The organism is Mesorhizobium sp. CNPSo 4684 (genome assembly GCF_057784315.1).
The window spans coordinates 63,559-83,927 of record NZ_JBWLUX010000024.1 but is presented as its reverse complement, the minus strand read 5'-3'; the positions used below and the strand labels follow the sequence as shown (position 1 = coordinate 83,927).

Annotated in this window: 16 protein-coding genes; 13 read left to right on the top strand and 3 right to left on the bottom strand. The window is 62.8% G+C overall.

Annotation, left to right across the window (positions count from 1 at the left end; all coding sequences use genetic code 11):
• Positions 1-172: 172 nt before the first annotated feature.
• Positions 173-1,711 carry a sigma-54-dependent transcriptional regulator gene (locus tag AC04SG_RS21960; protein ID WP_488552764.1) on the bottom strand — a complete coding sequence of 513 codons (1,539 nt, stop codon included), beginning with the start codon at positions 1,709-1,711 and terminating at the stop codon, positions 173-175.
• Positions 1,712-1,856: 145 nt separating this feature from the next.
• Between AC04SG_RS21960 and AC04SG_RS21955 the strand changes: the two genes are divergently transcribed.
• The 11 genes from AC04SG_RS21955 (at position 1,857) to AC04SG_RS21905 (ending at position 14,943) form a co-directional block, all read left to right on the top strand.
• Positions 1,857-3,695 (top strand): M3 family oligoendopeptidase, encoded by a 1,839-nt coding sequence (locus AC04SG_RS21955; protein ID WP_488552763.1) that lies wholly within the window; start codon positions 1,857-1,859, stop codon positions 3,693-3,695.
• Between the two features lie 418 nt (positions 3,696-4,113).
• Positions 4,114-4,851: a proton-conducting membrane transporter gene (locus tag AC04SG_RS21950; RefSeq protein ID WP_488552762.1), complete on the top strand. Its 738-nt coding sequence runs from the start codon at positions 4,114-4,116 to the stop codon at positions 4,849-4,851.
• 165 nt (positions 4,852-5,016) lie between these two features.
• On the top strand, positions 5,017-6,159 hold the full coding sequence (locus tag AC04SG_RS21945) for an aminodeoxychorismate synthase component I (RefSeq protein WP_488552761.1): 1,143 nt from the start codon (positions 5,017-5,019) through the stop codon (positions 6,157-6,159).
• Positions 6,108-6,770: an aminotransferase class IV family protein gene (locus AC04SG_RS21940; RefSeq protein ID WP_488552760.1), complete on the top strand. Its 663-nt coding sequence runs from the start codon at positions 6,108-6,110 to the stop codon at positions 6,768-6,770. The genes AC04SG_RS21945 and AC04SG_RS21940 overlap by 52 nt, the downstream gene beginning before the upstream one ends.
• A 52-nt stretch (positions 6,771-6,822) precedes the next feature.
• A complete protein-coding gene (locus tag AC04SG_RS21935; protein ID WP_488552759.1) occupies positions 6,823-7,743 on the top strand; it encodes a heme-dependent oxidative N-demethylase family protein in 921 nt (306 codons plus the stop codon).
• A gap of 133 nt (positions 7,744-7,876) precedes the next feature.
• Positions 7,877-9,322 (top strand): homospermidine synthase, encoded by a 1,446-nt coding sequence (locus tag AC04SG_RS21930; RefSeq protein ID WP_488552758.1) that lies wholly within the window; start codon positions 7,877-7,879, stop codon positions 9,320-9,322.
• 188 nt (positions 9,323-9,510) lie between these two features.
• Entirely contained in the window at positions 9,511-9,888 is a 378-nt protein-coding gene (locus AC04SG_RS21925; RefSeq protein WP_192254529.1) for an Omp10 family outer membrane lipoprotein, read from the top strand.
• A 202-nt stretch (positions 9,889-10,090) separates the two neighbouring features.
• Positions 10,091-12,112: a 5'-nucleotidase C-terminal domain-containing protein gene (locus tag AC04SG_RS21920; RefSeq protein WP_488552757.1), complete on the top strand. Its 2,022-nt coding sequence runs from the start codon at positions 10,091-10,093 to the stop codon at positions 12,110-12,112.
• 155 nt (positions 12,113-12,267) lie between these two features.
• Positions 12,268-13,332 carry a ferrochelatase gene (hemH, locus tag AC04SG_RS21915; protein WP_488552756.1) on the top strand — a complete coding sequence of 355 codons (1,065 nt, stop codon included), beginning with the start codon at positions 12,268-12,270 and terminating at the stop codon, positions 13,330-13,332.
• A 158-nt stretch (positions 13,333-13,490) separates the two neighbouring features.
• On the top strand, positions 13,491-14,441 hold the full coding sequence (locus tag AC04SG_RS21910; RefSeq protein WP_488552755.1) for an SPFH domain-containing protein: 951 nt from the start codon (positions 13,491-13,493) through the stop codon (positions 14,439-14,441).
• Positions 14,442-14,478: 37 nt separating this feature from the next.
• Positions 14,479-14,943, top strand: coding sequence for an NfeD family protein (locus tag AC04SG_RS21905; RefSeq protein WP_488552754.1), 465 nt, complete (start codon positions 14,479-14,481; stop codon positions 14,941-14,943).
• Positions 14,944-15,028: 85 nt separating this feature from the next.
• Here the strand turns inward: AC04SG_RS21905 and AC04SG_RS21900 are convergent, their stop codons facing one another.
• The gene (locus AC04SG_RS21900) at positions 15,029-16,024 is read right to left on the bottom strand and encodes a KpsF/GutQ family sugar-phosphate isomerase (protein WP_488552753.1); all 996 of its coding nucleotides are present in this window, start codon (positions 16,022-16,024) and stop codon (positions 15,029-15,031) included.
• A 150-nt stretch (positions 16,025-16,174) separates the two neighbouring features.
• On the opposite strand from AC04SG_RS21900, the gene AC04SG_RS21895 reads away from it, so the two are divergent.
• Complete coding sequence (locus AC04SG_RS21895) at positions 16,175-17,956, top strand: outer membrane beta-barrel protein (protein WP_488552752.1); 1,782 nt, start codon at positions 16,175-16,177, stop codon at positions 17,954-17,956.
• Here AC04SG_RS21895 and galU read toward each other — a convergent pair whose 3' ends face one another.
• A complete protein-coding gene (gene galU / locus AC04SG_RS21890; protein ID WP_192254541.1) occupies positions 17,957-18,862 on the bottom strand; it encodes a UTP--glucose-1-phosphate uridylyltransferase GalU in 906 nt (301 codons plus the stop codon). It lies immediately after the preceding gene.
• A 207-nt stretch (positions 18,863-19,069) separates the two neighbouring features.
• Between galU and AC04SG_RS21885 the strand changes: the two genes are divergently transcribed.
• Entirely contained in the window at positions 19,070-20,293 is a 1,224-nt protein-coding gene (locus tag AC04SG_RS21885; RefSeq protein ID WP_488552751.1) for a lytic murein transglycosylase, read from the top strand.
• Positions 20,294-20,369: the final 76 nt, after the last annotated feature.

Sequence of the window (20,369 nt, the reverse complement as noted above, 5' to 3'; positions counted from 1 at the left end):
CCTTATGCAGCGCTAGATATCGCCTCGCAAGCTGGTCCCGGCCTTGCGCCAACAAGCTGTGGAATTCGGGGTTCCAATGCATGTCGCTCAAAAGTGGTCCCGGTTTTGAGACAACGACATGCATAATAAGACCTAAAGCGCGTCGCCTGATTCCGTTCAAGCGCGACGCGCTTTAGGAGGCAAGACGGTCGAGGCGGCCGGTTTCCGGGTCGATGCCGTATTCTTTAAGCTTGCGGTAGAGCGTCGAGCGGCCGATGCCGAGTCGGCGGGCGACTTCGCTCATCTGGCCGTTATAGTGGTCGATGGCGAGCTTGATCATTTCGAGCTCGACATCGGCCAGCGCGCGCACATTGCCGCGCTCGTCCAACGCCCTCAGCGTGCCGAAACGCTGAAGCAGCCTGGCCGGAGGTTCGATCTCCGCCGCGACGGGTCCGACGCCATCAGTCTGGGCGCTATCGCCTTGCGATTCGCTGCTCCAGATCATGACGGGGTCCGACAGGGACGCGTCGGTATCGAGATTGACGGTGCCCTCGACTTGTGCCCGGATCTGCGGGAATTCGTCTGCTGTCAGCACGTCGCCCTCGGCAAGCACCGAGGCCCGGAACACGGCGTTTTCCAGCTGTCTGATGTTTCCCGGCCAGTCATAGGCCTGCAGCATGGCCAATGCGGCTTCCGAAATGCCGTGCAGGCGATGGCCTGCCGGCGCCACCTTGTCCATGAAATGCTTGACCAGATAGGGGATGTCGTCGCGCCGGTCGCGCAGCGGCGGCACGAAGATCGGGTAGACGTTCAGCCGATAGAACAAATCCTCGCGGAACTTGCCGTCCTTGACCTGCTGCAAAAGATTGCGGTGCGTGGCCGAGATCAACCTGATGTCGACCCTGACCGTGGCGCGACCGCCGACCGGATCGACCTCGCCATCCTGCACCGCCCGCAACAGCTTGACCTGCACGTCGAGCGGCAGGTCGCCGATTTCGTCCAGGAACAACGTGCCTGAATGCGCCTCGACGAACTTGCCGGTGTGTTTGTCGGTGGCGCCGGTGAACGAGCCCTTCTCGTGGCCGAACAGGATCGATTCGACCAGATTGTCGGGGATGGCGCCGCAATTGACGGTGACGAAGGGTTTTGAACGACGATCACCGGTGCCCTGGATGGCGCGGGCCACAAGTTCCTTGCCGACGCCCGATTCGCCCTCGATCAGGATTGGGATGTTGGAGGCAGCCGCCTTCTGGCCGAGGCGGATCACCCGGTCCATCGCCGGGCTGTGCGTGATCATGTCCTTGAAGGTCAGGTGGCCGCCACGCCGCCGCGATGTGCGCTTGACCTCATCCTCGACCGCCTCGACCTTGAGCGCGTTGCCGATCGCGGTCTGCAGCCGGTCGGGGGATGCCGGCTTGACGACAAAATCGAAAGCGCCGTGGCGCATCGCCGAAACCACGGTCTCGATGCCGCCCTGCGCGGTCTGCACGATGACGGGAACGGTGATGCCGCGTTCGCGCATCGCCTTCAGCACGCCGATGCCGCCGAGGCCGGGCATGACAAGGTCAAGGATGACCGCCGACACATCGCGCGCGCCGGGTCCGTCGAGAGCTTCGAGGCCGGCCTCGCCGCCATCGGCGACGATGGCACTGTGGCCGAATTTCGTCACCGCCGCCTCGAGCAGCCTGCGCTGCACGGGATCGTCATCGACTATGAGAATGGAACCTGTCATGACTGATTTGAGTTGCCTGCCTGGGAAATCCCCATGGATCATCCTGGCACAGGGTTCTAAACAAGGTTTCAAAAAACCCGGTGAATGAATTCCTTAGGATTTGACCGGCTTGCCCTTTCCCCTTGATTCCAGAAGGTAATTGTTGATGCGCAGGATTCTCGGTCGGCAGCTTGCGGCGGCAGCGTCCGGTCAGGGCGCGGCGGAGCTCGGCGACCTGCCGGAATGGAATCTCGCCGATCTCTATTCCGGCATGGAAGCGCCCGAGCTGAAGCGCGACATCGCCAAGGCGGCGGCCGATGCCGTCGCCTTCGAGAACCGCTGGAAGGGCACGCTGGCCGCGGAGGCCGAGCGCGGCAGCGCCGGCAAGCTCGGCGAGGCGCTGAGCGCCTATGAGGCGCTGGAGGAGCTGATCGGCCGCATCGTCTCCTATGCCGGCCTGATCTATGCCGGCAACACCGCCGATCCGCAGCGCGCCAAGCTCTATGGCGACATCCAGGAGAAGATGACCGACGCCAGCGCACATCTGTTGTTTTTTGCGCTGGAGCTGAACCTGATCGACGACAAGGCGCTCGAAGCAGCCCTTGCCGCCGATGCCGGCTTTGCTCACTACCGGCCCTGGGTGCTCGATCTCAGAATGGACAAGCCATACCAGCTCGAGGACCGGGTCGAGCAGCTTTTCCATGAAAAGTCGATCACCGGGCGCGGCGCCTGGAACCGCCTGTTCGACGAGACGATGACCGATCTGCGCTTCGACATAGACGACGAGGAGTTGACGCTGGAGCCGGCGCTGAACCGCCTGCAGGACGCCGATGGCGAAGTCCGCCGCCGCGCCGCCGAGGCGCTGGCCGCCACCTTCCGCAAGAGCCTACGCACCTTCACGCTGATCACCAACACGCTGGCCAAGGACAAGGAGATTTCCGACCGCTGGCGCGGCTTCGAGGACATCGCCGATTCACGCCACCTCGCCAACCGGGTCGAGCGCAGCGTGGTCGATGCACTGGCCTCCGCCGTGCGCGAGGCCTATCCGCGCCTGTCGCACCGCTACTACGCCATGAAAGCGCGCTGGCTTGGCATGGAGGTGATGAACCACTGGGACCGCAACGCCCCCTTGCCAGAAACCCCGCAAGCGGTGATCCGCTGGGACGATGCCAGGAACACGGTGCTGTCGGCCTATCAGCGCTTTTCCCCCGACATGGCGGAGATCGCCCGCGTCTTCTTCGACCGCAACTGGATCGACGCGCCGGTGCGGCCCGGCAAGTCGCCCGGCGCCTTTGCCCATCCGACCGTGCCTTCAGCGCACCCTTACGTGCTGCTCAACTACATGGGCAAGCCGCGCGATGTGATGACGCTGGCGCATGAGCTCGGCCACGGCGTGCACCAGGTGCTGGCCGGCGGCCAGGGTGCGCTGATGGCCTCTACGCCGCTGACTTTGGCCGAAACAGCATCCGTCTTCGGCGAGATGCTGACCTTCCGTTCGCTGCTCGATCAGACCATCGACAAGCGCGAACGCAAGGCCATGCTCGCCCAGAAGGTCGAGGACATGATCAACACGGTCGTGCGCCAGATCGCCTTCTATGAGTTCGAGCGTAAGGTGCATGCCGAGCGCAAGAACGGTGAACTGACTTCCGACAAGCTTGGCCAGTTCTGGCTCGAGGTACAGGCCGAGAGCCTGGGGCCGGCGATCAAGCTGCGCGAGGGCTATGAGGTCTTCTGGACCTACATCCCGCACTTCATCCATTCGCCCTTCTACGTCTACGCCTATGCCTTCGGCGACTGCCTGGTGAACTCGCTCTACGCGGTCTACCAGAATGGCGAGCACGGCTTCCAGGACAAGTATTTCGAGATGCTGCGTGCCGGTGGCACCAAGCATCACTCCGAACTCCTCGCTCCCTTCGGCCTCGACGCCACCGACCCCGCCTTCTGGCAGATCGGCCTTGGCGTGATCGGCGGCCTGATCGACGAGTTGGAAGCGCTCGACAGTTGATGCTACGAGCCGTTGAACCGGTGGCGCAGAGCAACAGGTTCGGCGGCGCCGGTCTCGACTTTGCGAAGTCGCAGAACAGTTTAGCCGGAATGCATGTGACGGCAGCTCTGTTCTTGTTCTAAATATCTGTTCTTGAAGAACTCTCGGGCCAAATTTTCCGTTAGCTTTCCAGAATCCGTATGATAGCCTTTCTGGCTGAAGCTCAGCCGTGCACGCGGCTTAGGCCGGACAGCATCCCGGCCCATGGCAGCGGTCAGGCGAATGCGACAGCGACGGTTGGCAATGGGCGGGAAAGCCGAAAGCCGGCAATCGACGACAGACCGGCTGTTCCCTGAACTGCCGAACCACCAATGGATGATCCGAACTGCCAAGGTCATGACTTGAGACGGCGGCGGACGGATCCGACTGGAGAGAGACGATGACCTTCTTCTACATTGTCCTGGCGTTCCTTGTAGGTGTGTTGGTTGGCTGGTTTATCTGGGGCCGGCTGCGTGCTGAACTAGACAGCCTGCGCGGCGACCTCGACCGCACCCGCGGCGAGCGCGATAGGCTGCGCGCCGATTCCGATCGTCTGACCGGCGAACTCGACGCCTGCGGCAAGACCCGCGCCGATCTCGAACGCCGGCTGCGTGAAACGTCTACTCCATCGGCCAAACCTTCCAGCTCGGCGCCGGTCGCATTGGTCTCGACACCCGCAACGGCCAAGTCAGCTCCGGCCGCGAAGCCGGCCGCGCCCGCGAAACCCGCCGCGGCAAAGCCTGCCGCCGCCAAGCCAGCTGCGGCCAAATCCGCCGCCAAACCGGCTGCCAGCAAACCTGTGGCTGCCAAGGCGAGCGCCGCTCCGAAGCCCGCCGCTTCAAAGCCGGCTGCAGCCCCGAAGAAGGCTGCACCGACAGCTGCGAAGGCCGACAATCTGCGCCGCCTGATCGGCATCGGACCGGTCAATGACAAACTGCTCAAGGGCCTTGGCGTCACGACCTACGCCCAGATCGCCGCCTGGACGGCGGCCGACGTCAAGCGCATCGAGGACACGCTGAATTTCGACGGCCGCATCGCGCGCGAAAAGTGGATCGAACAGGCCAAGCTGCTTGCCGCCGGCGACGAGAAAGAATTCGCGCGCCAGTTCCCGACCGCCGGGACCGCCAACAACACCTGATCTGATCATCGGCAATAAGCCCGACAAAGCGGCGCCTTCGGGCGCCGCCTTTGTTTTCGCAAGTGCCACCGTCTTTGCGCCCTGCGACGCCGCTCCCTCGATTGCACGCCGCCCGCCCCCCATATAGAGCGGTTCTGGCGTCATCGACCGCAGCATCCGAGCCCCATGCCCCTGCCCTCTGCCATTTTCCGCAACGATGAAAGCGGCCGCCAGTTGGTCTTCGACCGCCCGGCCGACATCATCGTCGCCTATGAGGCCAAGGATTTTCTGCCGGCTCTGGCGGCTGCGCAGGCGGCATCTGACGCCGGCAAATGGCTGGCCGGCTATTTCTCCTATGAAGCGGGTTATTTGCTCGAGCCGAAGCTGGTGCCGCTGCTGCCCGAGGGCCGGCGCGCGCCGTTGATCTGCCTCGGCGTCTTCGATGCTCCGCTGGAGCAGGCCGTGCCGCAGAGCGGCGCGGCGACCAATGGTCCGATCTTCGATGCAAGAGCGTCATGGTCGCAGAAGCAATACGCTGACCGTTTCGCGCGCCTTCACGAGCACATCCGCAAGGGCGATTGCTACCAGGGCAATCTGACCTTTCCAGTCCACGCGCAGTGGTCCGGCGACCCGCTCGCCGCCTTCGACGCGCTGACCGAACGCCAGCCGGTAAAGTATGGCGCCCTGATTTCGCTCGGCGATCCAATCGTACTGTCGCGCTCGCCCGAACTGTTCTTCGAGATCGACACCGAAGGCATGATCGAAACCCATCCGATGAAGGGCACCGCGCCACGCGGCGCAACCAAGGCCGAGGACGCGCGGCTGAAGGCGTTCCTGCGCAATGACGAAAAGAACCAAGCCGAAAACCGGATGATCGTCGATCTCCTGCGCAACGACATCTCGCTGATCAGCGAGGTCGGCACGCTGGAGGTGCCGGAGCTGTTTCGCATCGAGAGCTACCCGACCGTCCACCAGATGGTGAGCCGTGTGCGCGCGAAGCTGTTGCCCGATCTCGGCATCCGCCAGATCTTCGCCGCTCTGTTTCCCTGCGGCTCGATCACCGGCGCGCCAAAGATCCGCGCCATGGAAATCCTGCACGATCTGGAAGCCACGCCTCGTGACGTCTATTGTGGCGCCATCGGCTGGATCGCGCCCGGCGGCACGATGCGCTTTTCGGTGGCGATCCGCACCATCTCGCTCTTTTCCAGCGGCGAGGCCGTCTACAATGTCGGCGGCGGCGTCGTCTTCGATTCGACGGCCGAAGAGGAGTATCAGGAGTGTCTGCTGAAGGCGCGCTTCGCGACGGGAACACCGCCGACTTCGACCTGATCGAGACCATGCGCTGGGAGCCCAGCCAGGGCTTCCTGCGTTTCGAGCGCCACCTCGCGCGCCTCTACGGCTCGGCGGAAGAACTGGGCTTTGCCTGCGATCCGCAGCGGGTCGGCGAGGTATTGGCGAACACTGTCGGGGCGCGGCAGACGGCGCTGCGCACCCGTCTCGTCCTGCAGCGCAATGGCGAGGTCACGGCTGCAGCCCAGCCTTACGAGCCGCTCGCGGCCGACAAGGTCTGGCGGCTGCAGCTGGCGCGGGTGCGGCTCTCCTCCACTGACACGCTGCTGCGCCACAAGACCAGCCGGCGTCAGCTCTACACCCATGCTCGGTCTGAATATCTTGCCACCCAGGCCGACGAGGTGTTGCTCGCCAATGAGCGCGGCGAAATATGCGAAGGCACGATCACCAATGTCTTCGCCGATTTCGGTGACGGCGTGCTGATGACGCCCCGGCTCGATTGCGGCCTGCTGCCTGGCGTATTGCGCGCCGAGCTTCTGGATGAAGGCCGCCTCCAGGAAGCGATCTACAGCTATGACGAGTTAAAGTCGGCCAAGGCGATCTTCGTCGGCAATTCGCTGCGCGGCTTGATCCCGGCAACATTGGCCTGATACGAAGCGGCTGCGAGAATGACCGCCGGTATTGGACACTTTTTAGCAAAGCATGAATTCTCGTCAGCCCACTCACACGCCCTATGATGGCTCCTCAAAGCTCTTCACCATCGGGCTGAAGCCGCTTGAACTCGACAAATGGATCGAGGTCGACGGGCACCTCATCGACCATCTCGCCGAAAAGCGTCGGCTCTATGCCGAAATTCCCGGCAAGGTGTTCGTCGAGGAGAACGGCACGCGCGACGCCCAGCGCGAAGTGCGCGACCTTATCGAAGCCCATCTGCTGTCGACATTTCCTGAAACGTACCGGCAAACCGGTGCCGGCATCGAGGTCATCGGCGCCGAAGGCAACAGAGCCGATGTCTTCAGCAACGCCCCGCTGGTCGCAGCCTCGCTGTTGGTCCAGGAAGACCTGATCCTGATGCGCCGCGATGACAGCGGCTGGCGGCTCGCCGCCGGATCACTGTGCTTTCCATCATCCTGGTCGCTGCTCGAAAAATTCGGGCGGCCGCTGCAGGAGATCCACGCACCGGTGCCTGGCTTCGGTCCGGGCACCAGGCCGGCCGAGCTCATCAACCGCATGTTCGACGGTCTGCAGGGTCAGGCCGTCGAGCGCTTCAACTGGTCGATCCAGGCCGACGACGCACTTTATCATCCGCTCTCCAATGTCGAGCGCATCGACCGTGCCACCAACCGCCCGTCGCGCTTTCCGGATGACGACGTCAACGCCTTCATCCGCGTCGAGCGCCAGACGCTGCGCAAGCTGCCCGTATCGCGCGACATCCTGTTCACCATCCGCATCCATCTCGACCCGCTGGCCGTGTTGGCGCGGCACCCGGACCGGGCAACGCTTGCCGCCTCTTTCGCCGCGCAATTGCTGGCACTGGACGAGGCTCAACTCGACTACAAGGGCATGACCGCTGACCGCGACCGGCTCGCCGTCCTCCTTAACCACATGGCCAATGCTGCCTAGCGGGCGGTTGGCGCTTTTCGCTGGTTTATGACAATGATCTGTGATGTAGCGCATATCCACCGGGCGAAATGCCCGGTTTTTCGCGCGTGTTTTGCCCCAGTTTCCCGGGTTTTTTGAAGGAGTGCTCGATAAAATGGCGAATGAAAACTGGCCCGTTTACGGTGAAATCACCGGCCCTGTCGTGATGATCGGCTTCGGTTCGATCGGACGGGGAACGCTGCCTCTGATCGAGCGCCATTTCAAATTCGACAAGTCGCGCATGACGGTCGTCGACCCGCTCGATATCGATCGCAAGCTGCTCGACGAGCGCGGCATCGCCTTCGTCCAGGAGCACGTCACCGAGAAGAACTACAAGAAACTGTTGACCCCGCTTCTGACCAATGGTGGCGGCCAGGGCTTTTGCGTCAATCTGTCGGTCGATACCGGTTCGGTCGACCTGATGCGGCTCTGCCGCAAGCTCGGCGTGCTCTACATCGACACCGTCGTCGAGCCGTGGCTCGGCTTCTACTTCGACACCAAAGCCGACAATGCCAGCCGCACCAACTACGCGCTGCGCGAAGCGATGATCAAGGAGAAGCACGACAAGCCCGGCGGCGCGACGGCGGTTTCGACCTGCGGCGCCAATCCAGGCATGGTCTCGTGGTTCGTCAAGCAGGCGCTGCTCAACCTTGCCGGTGACCTCGGCCTCGAATTCTCCGAACCGGCGCAGGACGACCGCGACGGCTGGGCAAAGCTGATGAAGAAGACCGGCGTCACGGGCATTCACATCGCCGAGCGCGACACCCAGCGCACCAAGAAGCCCAAGCCGATGAACGTGTTCTGGAACACCTGGTCGGTCGAGGGCTTCATCTCGGAAGGCCTGCAGCCGGCCGAGCTTGGCTGGGGCACGCATGAGAAATGGATGCCGAAGAATGGCAAGGAGCACAAACATGGCTCCAAGGCTGCGATCTACCTGGAGCAGCCCGGCGCCAACACCCGCGTGCGTTCATGGTGCCCGACGCCGGGCGCGCAATACGGCTTGCTGGTGACCCACAACGAGGCGATCTCGATCGCCGACTTCTTCACCGTGCGCGGCAAGAAGGGCAAGGTCCAATACCGCCCGACCTGCCACTATGCCTATCATCCCTGCAATGACGCGCTGCTGTCGCTGGACGAAATGTTCGGCGCAGCCGGCAAGCCGCAGCCGGTCCACCATGTGCTTGACGAAAACGAACTGGTCGACGGTGTCGACGAACTCGGCGTGCTGCTCTACGGCCACGACAAGAACGCCTACTGGTACGGTTCGCAGCTGTCGCTGGCCGAAGCCCGCAAGCTGGCGCCCTACCAGAATGCCACCGGCATGCAGGTCACCTCGGCCGTTCTCGCCGGCATGGTCTGGGCGCTCGAAAACCCCGAAGCCGGCATCGTCGAGGCCGACGAGATGGACTATAAGCGCTGCCTGGAAGTGCAGTCCCCGTATCTTGGGCCGGTCAGGGGCTACTACACCGACTGGACGCCGCTCGATAACCGTCCTGGTCTGTTCCCAGAGGATCTCGACAAAAACGACCCGTGGCAATTCCGCAACATCCTCGTCCGATAGCGGTTCCATACCCCTGCCTCACTGCCTTGCAATCGCCCGGAAATCGGGCGATTGAAGGGATGCGGACGAGAGCAGTGTGCATCCATTTGGGCGCACGAGGGACCGCTCTGGAAACTTGAGGCCACGCACATCGTGTTTCCCAAAACGTTGTTTGGCGATTGGGCCGATGCGTCAGGAGAGGATTTCACATGACGATTGCGCGCAAAATTCTTTCGGCGGGCGCGGCGGGCGCTCTTGCGACGATGATTGCCGCCTGCACAACCGGCGGCTCCGACGGGCCGCCGATCTCATCGCAGCCGCGAGGCGTCGAGGGCTCTTGGCTGAACGCCGAAGGCAAGGCGGTCTCGACATTGAACGGCGGCGTCTTCACCACCGTTTCGGCGGAGACCGGCGAGAAATTCGCTGATGGCAGCTATACCAAGACCGGCGCCACGTCGGTCGAGATCAACGGCACCTCGCTGATCCGACAGCAGCCGATCGCCTTCAACTGCCTGCTGGTGTCGATCAACCAGCTGAATTGCACCAGCTCCGCAGGCCAGAATTTCGTGCTGACCAGGCGCAGTTGAGCCTATCTGATATAGCCTTCTAAAAGGGCGGCGGCGCGATGCCGCCGCCTTTTTTATGCCGGCAAACCGATGCCGATTTCGTCCACCCTGATTCTTCTTGCATCGCCACAACCGCGATGTGAACATGTCGGAAAAGCTGGCTATTATGCCCCGTTCACGCTGGGCGTTAAACGGCTCGACCACATCCATCCGGGAGACGAAGATGAAGAAGCTCGCTGCCATTGCCGCCCTTTCTGCCTCGACGCTCAGCCTGTCGGCCGTGCCATCCTTTGCCGACTACACGTTGAACATCCTGCATTTCAACGATTGGCACAGCCGCATCGAAGGCAACAACAAATATGAGTCGACCTGCTCGGCTGAGGAGGAGACCAAGGGTGAGTGCATCGGCGGCGCCGGCCGGCTGGTCACCGCGATCGCGCAGGAGCGCAAGAAGCTCGAAGGCCAGAACGTGCTGCTGCTCAATGCAGGCGACAGCTTCCAGGGATCGCTGTTCTACATCACCTACAAGGGTTCGGCGGAGGAGGAATTCCTCAATCAGATCAAGCCTGATGCGGTGACGCTCGGCAATCATGAGTTTGACGATGGCGAGAGCGCGCTGGTACCTTACCTCGACAAGGCGCAGTTCCCGGTCGTCAGCGCCAATGTCCTGCCCAACGACAAGTCCGGCGCCGCGGGCAAGATCAAGCCGTCGATCGTCGTCGAGGTCGGCGGCCAGAAGATCGGCATCATCGGCGCCGTGACCAATGACACGCCGGAACTCGCCTCGCCTGGCCCCAACATCGCCATCGCGGACGACGTCAAGTCGATCGCGGCAGAGGTCGAGAAGCTGAAGGCGCAAGGCGTCAACAAGATCATCGCCGTCACCCATATCGGCTACAGGCGCGAGCGCGATGTCATTGCCAAGATCCCCGGCATCGACGTGGTCGTCGGCGGCCACAGCCATTCGCTTCTGTCCAATACCGACCCAAAGGCCGAAGGCCCCTACCCGACCATGGTCGACAACCCCGACGGCTCCAAGGTACCGGTGGTGCAGGCGGCCTCCTATTCGAAATATCTCGGCGAGTTCAAGGTCGTGTTCGACGACAATGGCGTCGTCAAGGAAGCCAGCGGCGACCCGATCTTCCTCGACAAATCGATCACCCCTGATCCCGCCGTGCTTGCCCGCATCAAGGAACTCGGCGCGCCGATCGAGGCACTGAAGAACAAGGAAGTAGCCGAGACCACCGAGGCCATCGACGGCAGCCGCGAGAATTGCCGCACCAAGGAATGTGCGATGGGCAACCTCGTTTCCGACGCCATCCTCGACCGCGTCAAGGGACAGGGCGTCGAGATCGTCGTCTCCAATGGCGGCGGCCTGCGTGCCTCGATCGACAAGGGCACCGTGACCATGGGCGAGGTGCTGACCGTGCTGCCGTTCCAGAACACGCTGGCGACCTTCCAGATTTCCGGCAAGGATCTGGTTGCCGGGCTGGAAAACGGCGTCAGCCAGGTCGAGGACGGCGCCGGCCGCTTCCCGCAGGTGGCAGGTCTCAAATACGCCTTCGACAAGTCGGTCGCGCCCAATGCCGGCCGCGTCAAGTCGGTCGAGGTAATGGAAGGCGGCGCCTGGGCGCCGATCAATCCGGACAAGGACTATCTGGTCGCCACCAACAATTATGTCCGCCAGGGCGGCGACGGCTACAAGGTCTTCGCCGAGAAGGCCAAGAACGCCTATGATTACGGCCCCGGCCTGGAACAGGTTGTCGCCGACTATCTCGCAGCGCATCGGCCCTATACGCCGAAACTCGACGGCCGCATCACCGAGGTCGCCGCAACCGTAGCGGCTGCCCCGGCCACTGAACCGGCAAAACCTGCCGAACCGGCACCTGCTCCGGCCGAGCCGGCAAAACCGGCCGAGGCGGAGCCGGCGATGCCCGCGTTGCCGGCAGGCTCCGGCGACATATCCACCACCCCGCCGAGTGTGCCGGCGGAAACGGCCCCGGCAGCGCCTACCGAACCGGCCAAACCGGCTGAAGCAGCCCCTGCTCCCGCAACGCCTGCCCCCGCCGAGCCGGCAAAGCCGGCCGAGGCCAGCCACGTCATCGTCGCCGGCGATACCTATTGGGACCTCGCCAAGAAGGCCTATGGCGACGGCACCAAATGGAAGGTGATCTCCGAGGCCAACAAGGGCTACGAGCCACGCCGGCTGCCGGTCGGCGCGACCCTGACCATCCCGCCGAAGTAACTTCGCTTCGCGCATGCGACCAGCAAAACCGTCCGTAAAAACGGGGGTTTTGGCTTTCAGGGTAAGGTGCGGCCAGACGCAGCATTGAAAACGCGCGCCGCATCGCTAGTTTCGCCGCGACATCGTCGGTTTCGCGCGGTGTCGGGAGACCTTCCATGACGCTTTCCACGCCTGTCGACCCCAAAGCCGCGAAAGCGCTCGGCCCGTTGCCGGCGAGACATCCGCCGGTCAAGGCCGGCAAGATCGGCGTCATGCTGGTCAATCTCGGAACGCCCGACGGCACCGATTTCAAGCCGATGTGGCGCTACCTCCGTCAATTCCTGTCTGATCCGCGCGTCATCGAGCTCAACAAGGCGATCTGGTATCCGATCCTCTACGGCCTGGTGCTGACCACGAGGCCGAAGAAGTCCGGCGCCAACTATGCCAGGATCTGGAACCGCGAGAAGAACGAGTCGCCGCTGCGCACCTACACGCGAGCCCAGAGCGAGAAGCTGGCGGCGGCGCTTCGCGACCTGCCCGATGTCGTCGTCGACTGGGCGATGCGCTACGGCAACCCTTCGACCGCGAGCGTCGCGCAAAGGCTGGTCGCGCAAGGCTGTGACCGCATCCTGTCCTTCCCGCTCTATCCGCAATATTCGGCGACCACCACCGCGACCGCCAACGACCAGCTGTTTCGCGCGCTGATGAAGATGCGGGCGGCGCCCGCCATCCGCAGCGTGCCGCCCTACTATGCCGAGCCGGTTTATATCGAGGCGCTTGCCCGCTCGATCGAGCTGCATCTGGCGACGCTCGACTTTCAGCCGGAGGTGGTCATCACCTCCTATCACGGCATCCCCAAACCCTATTCCGACAAGGGCGATCCCTACCAGGCGCATTGCCTGGAGACGACGCGACTGCTGCGCGAAAAGCTCGGCTGGAGCGAACAGAAGCTGATCACCACCTTCCAGTCGCGCTTTGGCGCACAGGAGTGGCTGCAACCGTATACCGACAAGATGGTCGAGAAACTGGCCAGGGACGGCGTGAAATCGATTGCCATCGTCAATCCCGGCTTTTCCGTCGACTGCATCGAGACGCTGGACGAAATCGGCCGCGAGGCGGCCGAGACCTTCCACCACGCCGGCGGCGCGAAATTCGCCCACATCCCATGCCTCAACGACAGCGCAGAAGGCATGGCGGTGATCGAGGCGATGGTGCGGCGCGAACTGTCGGGCTGGGCCTGAGCCCGCTACGTTGTAGCGATCGATCGCCACTGTTGCGGTATTCTACGCACTAATAATCAGCGATCACCTGATTGTAACATTATTGAAACACACCTAAGTGTTTGGTGAAGTCGGTTGCATGGAATCAACGCCATGGCTGGCATCTGAGGGAGATTTAAATGGACTTCAGTGGTTTTGGTATTGCGATTGGTGCACTTGCCTTTCTGGTGTTGGTGCTTCTTATCAAAGGCATCCGGACAATCCCGCAAGGCTACAATTATACGGTGGAGCGCTTTGGTCGTTACACCAAAACACTAAGCCCCGGCCTCAACCTCATCGTGCCGTTCGTCGACCGTATCGGCGCCAAGATGAACATGATGGAACAGGTGCTCGACGTTCCGAGCCAGGAAATCATCACCCGCGACAACGCCATAGTCGGTGTCGACGGCATCGCCTTCTACCAGATCCTCAATGCCGCGCAGGCCGCCTATCAGGTCGCCGGCCTGGAGAACGCCATCCTCAACCTGACGATGACCAACATCCGTACCGTGATGGGCTCGATGGACCTCGACGAACTCTTGTCCAACCGCGACGCCATCAACGAGCGGCTGCTGCGCGTCGTAGACGAAGCGGCGCACCCGTGGGGCATCAAGATCACCCGCGTCGAGATCAAGGACATCAATCCGCCGGCCAACCTCATCGAATCGATGGGCCGGCAGATGACGGCCGAACGTAACAAGCGTGCGCAGATCCTTGCCGCCGAAGGTCTCAAGCAGTCGCAGATCCTCGAGGCCGAAGGCCGCAAGGAAGCCGCCTTCCGCGACGCCGAGGCGCGCGAACGTTCGGCCGAGGCCGAAGCGCGCGCCACCCAGGTTGTGTCGGAAGCCATCTCCAAGGGCGACGTGCAGGCGCTCAACTACTTCGTGGCGCTGAAATACACCGAAGCGATGGGCAAGATCGGCACCGCGACCAACAGCAAGGTCGTGCTGATGCCGATGGAAGCCTCGGCGCTGATCGGCACACTCGGCGGCATTAGCGAGATCGCCAAGGAGGTGTTCCGCAGCGAAGGCACCGCCGGCGCCGCGCGGCAGGCTGCCCGCCCTCCAGTGGTTCGCCCGAGCGAGAACTGAGATCAGACGAGAACTGAGGTCATAGGAGCTCACTCCGATGTTCGACCGCATCATTTCCGAACTTGGCCCGTGGAACTGGATGGTTCTGGGCTTTGTCCTCCTGGTGATGGAGGTCATAGCACCAGGCATCTTCATGCTGTGGATCGGCATCGCCGCGCTGTTGATCGGCGTGGTTTCCCTGCTGATCTGGGACGCAAGCTTCTGGACCTGGGAAGTCCAGGTCCTCGCCTTCCTGGCGCTGTCGCTGGTCTCGGCCTTCGCCGGCAAGAAGCTGGTTGGCGGGCGCAATATCCCGAGCGACCAGCCGCTGCTCAACCGCCGCGGCGCACAGATGGTCGGCAAGATGGCTACCCTTGCCGAACCGATCAAGGATGGTCGCGGTCGCATAAAACTCGGCGACACGCTGTGGCGCGTCTCCGGTCCTGACCTGCCGGCTGGTACCCAGGTGCGCGTCGTCAGCTCCGCCGACACCGATCTGGAACTGACGGTCGAGGCTGTCTGAACACCCAAAAGCGCGCTGCGCATTTTTGGCAAAAAATCGAAGCGCGTCGCGTAGGTCACCCCAATGCGACGCGCTTTGAGCTTCCTCAGGCCGCGCCGATGCGCAGCAAATCGTGGAAGTGAACCACGCCCACAGGCATCCTGTTTTCGGTCACCACCAGCGCACCGATATTGTATTCGTTGAGAAGCGCGATCGCCGTGCCGGCCAGAGTCTGAGGATCGACCGTCTTCGGTGTGCGGGTCATGATGTCGTCCACGGCGATATCGGCCAGGTTGCGATGCAAATTGCGCGCGACATCGCCGTCGGTGATGATCCCGACCAGTTCGCCCTTCGCGTCGACGACGCAGACACAGCCGACTTTCTTGTTCGACAGCGTCATGACCGCTTCAGGCATCTTGGTGCCAAGCACGGCTAGCGGAATCTGGTCGCCGACCCGCATGATCTCGGAGACGAGAGTCAGATTGGCGCCGAGCTGGCCGCCAGGATGGAAGGTGCGGAAATGGTCGGGGGTGAAACCGCGCGCTTCGAGCAGCGCGATGGCTAGCGCATCGCCGACGACCAGTTGCAGCAGCGTCGATGTCGTCGGCGCCAGGCCGTGAGGGCAGGCTTCCGGTACCGATGGCAGAAGCAGCACCACGTCGGCCGCGCGCGCCAGCGCCGAAGTCGCGCCGGAGGTGATCGCAATCAGCGGGATCGAAAAGCGCCTGGAATAGGCGACGATGCCCATCAATTCCTTGCTCTCGCCGGACCACGACATGGCGATGATGGCATCATCCCTGGCGATCATGCCGAGATCGCCATGATTGGCCTCCGCCGGATGGACGAAAAAGGCGGGCGTGCCGGTCGAGGCGAGCGTGGCGGCGATCTTGGAGCCGATATGGCCGCTTTTGCCGACGCCGGTGACGATGACCCGGCCATCGATGCGCGAGATAATGTCGACGGCGTGCGCGAAGGGTTCGGCCAGTCCGTTTTCCAGCGCGGCAGCCAATGCCGCCACGCCGGCCTGTTCCGTGGCTACCGTTCTCAGCGCCGAGGCGATCGAAGCCTCCAAAGGCTTCTTTTCTGGGGATCTCGCATGCATGGCTGATGCGATTAGCGCGTTGCCGTTCGCCTGTCCAACAGAATTGCCGTCCGGCCAGGTCTGACAGGCAGCCCTTCAACCCTCCGTTAACCATCCCCGTTTACGGTTCGGTAAGTATGGCGCGCTTGCGCCGCGCAAGCAGTGGTGACGATGTCGCGGGCCCATCCTGAAAAGAAAAAAGGTCGAACGGGCAAAGCCTTTTGCGCTCTGCTTGTGGCGACGAGCATGCTCGCTCTGCTGCGGCCAACTGCGCTTCATGCCCAGGAAACCGAGCTGCGCGGTGAAGTCTCGGAATCCGCGATCCTGTCCGATCAGCAGCGCCGGGCCAGGCAATTGAGCAAGGCCAACACGCAGGTCAAGCCGGCGCCTGCCGACACCGCCCCCACGGAAAACACGCCAACCGCCTACGTGCCGGCCAGCGATGGCGCCTTGCCGGACGACACCGACCCGTCACAAGCCGGCGCAAACAGCATTTTCGACCCGCCGCAAGCCACCGACGATTCGTTCGCCGACCAGCCGCCAACCGTCCAGCCACGCCGGCCGTCGACGGCAAAACAACGCGCAGCCGATGGGGACAAGACCAAGGACAAAACCAAGGCTGCCGACAAGAAGAAGCCTGGCCAGGCGACGGACGCGACCACCACCGGAACAACGTCGACCGACACAACGACAGACGATACCGACCAGGATACGGCCAACCGCCGTGCCCTAACCGTCGACAGCGTCGACCGGCAGAAGCTCGATCCTGGCGCCGAGCGTACCGATGCCATCGAAGGCCAGAAGAAGAAGCCCGAGGACGACCCCTACGCGGCAACCGGCATCAAGGTTGGCTCCTTCCTGCTGCGGCCGACGCTGGAGCAGGGCGTTACCGTCACGTCGAACGCCGATTCCAGCAACGGCGGCAAGTCGGCGGTGCTGTCCGAAACGGCGCTGCGTTTCTCTGCCGCCTCCGACTGGCGCGAGAATTCGGCTGTCATCGACGGCCACGGCAACTTCCGCAACACCATTTCGGGCCAGAAGATCAACGAGGGGCGCGGTCGTATCGAAGGCACGCTCAATGTCGACCTCGACAATGAACTGCGCGCCATCGCCAAACTCGGCTACGAGATTGCGCCGGAATCGGCGTCCTCGCCCGACGCCATTGCCGGCGTCACCTCGCAGCCGATACGCCAGACCGTCGACGGCAGCCTCGCCGTCAAGAAGGATGTCGGCAAGCTCCGCTTCGCGCTGACCGGCGCGGTCTCCCACGATATCTATGGCGACGCGAAGCTGACGGACGGCACCGTGTTGTCGCAGAAGGATCGCGATTCCACCCTCTACACCGCGACCTTGCGCACCGGTTACGAGATCTCGCCCGCCATCACGCCTTTCGCCGAAGTCGAAGTCGGCCGACGCGCCTATGATCTGCGCGTCGATTCAAGCGGCTTTGAACGGTCGTCGACGCGGCTTGGCGCGCGCGCCGGTGTCGAAGTGGACATGGGCGAGAAACTGGCCGGCGAATTCTCGGCCGGCTGGCTCCGGGAAGCGATCGACGACAACCGGCTGGAGGCGAATTCGGGGGCGTCGGTGAATGCCGACCTTAAATGGTCGCCCGAACGCGGCACCATCATCGGCCTGACCGCGCAGACCATGATCGAAGACACGACGACCGCGAATGAGAGCGGTGACCTCCTCTATTCAGGCCGCCTCACCGGCGAACGGCAGATCCGCGCCGACCTGACCGGCAACGCCGCCCTTGGCCTCGACTGGCGCGACTACACCGGCTCCGACGGGCATGACCTGACGTTGAGCGCCGAGGCCGGGCTGACATGGTGGCTGAACCGCTATGTCGGCCTCACCAGCCGCGCCCGCACCGAAAAGCTGACCAGCAATCTGCCCGGGCGCAACTACACCGCCAACAGCATCTATTTGGGGCTGAAGCTGCAGCGGTAGCTAGAAGGCAGCGCCGCGGCGCTCGGACGGCTTCATCTCGTCGAGCAGCGTGCGGATGACGCCGGCCATGTTCTCGTTCATGTCGCTGCGCCACAGCGCGAAGGCGACATTGGCCTCGACGAACCCTTCCGGCGAGCCGCAATCGAAGGTGCGGCCCTGATAGTGGTAGCCAAAGAACGGCTGCTGCTTTTCCAGCTTCAGCATCGCGTCGGTGAGCTGGATTTCATTGCCGGCGCCCTTTTCCTGGCTTTCGAGGATCGTGAAGATCTCGGGCTGCAGGATGTAGCGGCCGTTGATGTAGAGATTGGACGGCGCGGTGCCGGTCTTCGGCTTTTCGACCATCTCGGTGATGCGGAAGCCGTGATGCGTGTCCTCGCCGCGCCCGACAATGCCATATTTGTGGGTTTCGGCCGGATCGCATTCCTGCACGGCGATGATGTTGTTGCCGGTCTCCTCATAGAGTTCGACCATGGCCTTCATGCAGCTCTTTTCCGACTGCATGATCATGTCGGGCAGCAAGAGCGCGAACGGCTCATCGCCGACCAGTTCGCGCGCGCACCAGACGGCGTGGCCGAGGCCCATCGGCACTTGCTGGCGGGTGAACGAGGTCTGCCCCGGTGCCGGCTGCAGCCGCTGCAGACGGGCCAGCTGCTCGTCCTTGCCGCGCTGGGCGAGTGTGTCGTAGAGCTCGAACTGGATATCGAAATGGTCCTCGATGACCGCCTTGTTGCGGCCGGTGACGAAGATGAAATGTTCGATGCCCGCCTCGCGCGCCTCATCGACGACATACTGGATGACCGGCCGGTCGACGACGGTCAGCATTTCCTTGGGGATGGCCTTGGTGGCCGGGAGGAACCGCGTGCCGAGACCGGCGACCGGGAAAACTGCCTTGCGAACTCGCTTCATGCGTCAATTATCCGTTTGATTGCCTGCTCCGCAATCCCGTTTCGAGACATTTTCACGTCGAAATCGAGGATTACGAGCTGCTGGTGAGAACTTCCAGTGCCTAAAGCATCGACATGTCTTTTCGTTCCAGGCACCACCTATGGTAAACTAATTCCTAACCCGGTTCGGCGATGAATGGTCTTTCCTGAGATAGTGAAGGAGGAAAAGATGTCCGTTCGCAGTGCCGCAAAACTCGTTACCAGCGTCCTGACGGCGGCCAGCCTCTCGCTCGCCTTGCTGATGCCGGCCGGACCGGCCTTTGCCGATGCCGGTTTCCGGCAATGGGTCGCCGGCTTCCGCGCCACCGCCGTGGCGGGCGGTGTTTCCGGCGCGGTCTATGACCAGGCGTTCCGCGGCATCAACGAACCCGACCCGGTGGTACTGGAAAAGGCCCGCACGCAGCCTGAGTTCAGCGCGCCCGCCTGGGACTATTTCGACAACCGCGTCCATGACCAGTCCGTTGCCGTCGGCCAGCAGATGGCCAAGAAATGGAAGCCGTGGCTGGACCGCATCGAGGCGAGGTTCGGCGTCGATCGCTACATCCTGCTCGCCATCTGGTCGATGGAATCGAACTATGGCGAGATCCTCAAGCGCGACGACATCATGCGCAATGTCATCCGCTCGCTGGCGACGCTCGCCTATGGCGACCCGAAGCGGTCGAAATTCGCCCGCACCCAACTGGTCGCCGCGCTGAAAATCCTGCAGACCGGCGACATCGACGAAAGCCACCTGATGGGCTCCTGGGCCGGTGCCATGGGCCAGACCCAGTTCATCCCGACCAGCTATCAGCATTATGCCGTCGACATGGACGGCAACGGCAAGCGTGACATCTGGAATTCGATCCCCGATGCGCTGGCGACATCAGCCAATCTGCTGAAGAAGAATGGCTGGCAAGGTGGCAAGACCTGGGGCTATGAGGTCACCATTCCGGCCGGCAAACTGCCAGCTGGCTCGAAGACGCTGGCGCAGTGGCAGGCGCTCGGCGTCGCCAGGGCCAATGGCAAGCCGTTCAGGAACGCAACCGACAAGGCGACGCTGAAAGTGCCGGACGGCCGCGGCGGACCGGCCTTCCTGATGATCAAGAACTTCTCCGTCATCAAGGCCTACAACAACGCCGACAAATATGCCCTCGCCGTCGGCCTTCTTGCCGACGAAATCGCCGGCTCTACTGGTCTGGTGCAGGACTGGAAGCGGCCTTTCACCAAGCTGTCCTTCGAGGAAAGGCAGGAGTTGCAGAAACGGCTTTCGCAGCACGGGCTTTATGACGGCAAGTTCGACGGCAAGATCGGTGACGGCACGAAAACCGCCATCATGACCTATCAGGCAGAGGTCGGCTTGACCCAGGACGGGTATCCGAGCATGGAAGTGCTCAAATGGCTCAGAAAGAAATAGGGCCAGACGCAGTGCCGCGCATTTGCGACGCGCAAGGGACGCTGTAGCATCGATCTGCGCATGATCCCTGCGAGGG